The sequence below is a fragment of the Rhodococcus sp. P14 genome (assembly GCF_000256505.1).
In the GTDB taxonomy this organism is placed as follows: domain Bacteria; phylum Actinomycetota; class Actinomycetes; order Mycobacteriales; family Mycobacteriaceae; genus Rhodococcus; species Rhodococcus ruber.
The window spans coordinates 1-1,146 of sequence record NZ_AJFC01000183.1 but is presented as its reverse complement, the minus strand read 5'-3'; the positions used below and the strand labels follow the sequence as shown (position 1 = coordinate 1,146).

The following is a 1,146-nucleotide window of genomic DNA, read 5'->3' as shown; positions in this document are numbered from 1 at the left end:
CGCCCCCCCCCGCCGCGACCGACGTGCCGTCGACGACGACACCGGTCTCTCCTTCCCGCACGGTTTCGGGCGCGCCGCCGGAGCGGCCCGCCACCACGGGCACCCCGGTGGCGGAGGCCTCGAGATAGACGATTCCGAGACCCTCGACGTCGAGACCGGCGCCACGCGTACGGCACGGCATCGCGAACACGTCCGCGATGGTGTGGTGGGCGGCGAGCTCGGCGGCCGGCACTCCTCCGGTGATCACGACGTGGTCCTCGACCCCGACCGTGCGGGCCAGCTTGCGGAGGCGGTCGTGGTACGGGCCACCGCCGACGATCACGAGCACCGCCCCGTCGACACGGCGCCGGATCTCGGGCAGTGCACGGATGAGCATGTCCTGGCCCTTGCGCGGCACGAGCCGGGACAGGCACAGCACGGTGGAGCGGTCCCCGAGCCTGTACCGGGCGCGCAGGTCCGCGCGCGCCGCTGGATCCGGCCGGAACACCTCGGTGTCCACGCCGGACGGCAGGTGCTCGAGACCTGCGCCGGGCCCGAACGCCGAGGCGAATCGACCGCGGGTGTACCGGCTGACGTAGGTGACGGCGTCGGTGGTGTTGCCGATGCGGCGCAGCGCCCGCCGTCCGGCGGGCACCATCGACCAGCCGACCTCGTGCCCGTGGGTGCTGGCCACGATCCGGCGGGCGCCGGCGCGACGCAACCCGGGAGCGAGCAGGGCCAGCGGCGCCGCAGCGCCGAACCACACGGTCTCGCAGCCGCGATCGGTCATCAGCCGGGCCGCCCGCCGGGCCACGGCGGGGGTCGGCAACATCAGGGTCGTGGGGTGGCGGACGACCTCGAAGGGTTGCCGGGCGTCGAACGTCACGTGACTGTCCCCTCGCCATCGCGGGGCGTAGACGACCAGGTCGTCGGGCGGCACCTGGGCCGCGAACGCCTGCAGGTAGGACTGGATCCCCCCGGGCCGGGGCGGAAAGTCGTTGGTGACCAGCAGCGTTCGGGGCATGCGCTCACCGTAGGCGGTGCCGCGGTGGGTCCGGACGGCGGGTCAGCCGACGGGAGCCGGCACCTGCCTCTCGAGCCGGCTCCCCCATCGGTCGACGAGCTGATCCGCGTCCACACCGAGCACGTCGCCGAGGGCGGCGTCGA

The 1,146-nt window shown here is 74.4% G+C and carries 1 protein-coding gene; it reads right to left on the bottom strand.

Going from position 1 to position 1,146, the window contains the following annotated elements; all coding sequences use genetic code 11:
• Positions 1-1,003 (bottom strand): glycosyltransferase family 4 protein (locus tag OEY_RS0113335; RefSeq protein WP_010594356.1); only part of this gene is annotated, 1,003 nt, incomplete at its 3' end.
• Positions 1,004-1,146 lie beyond the last annotated feature (143 nt).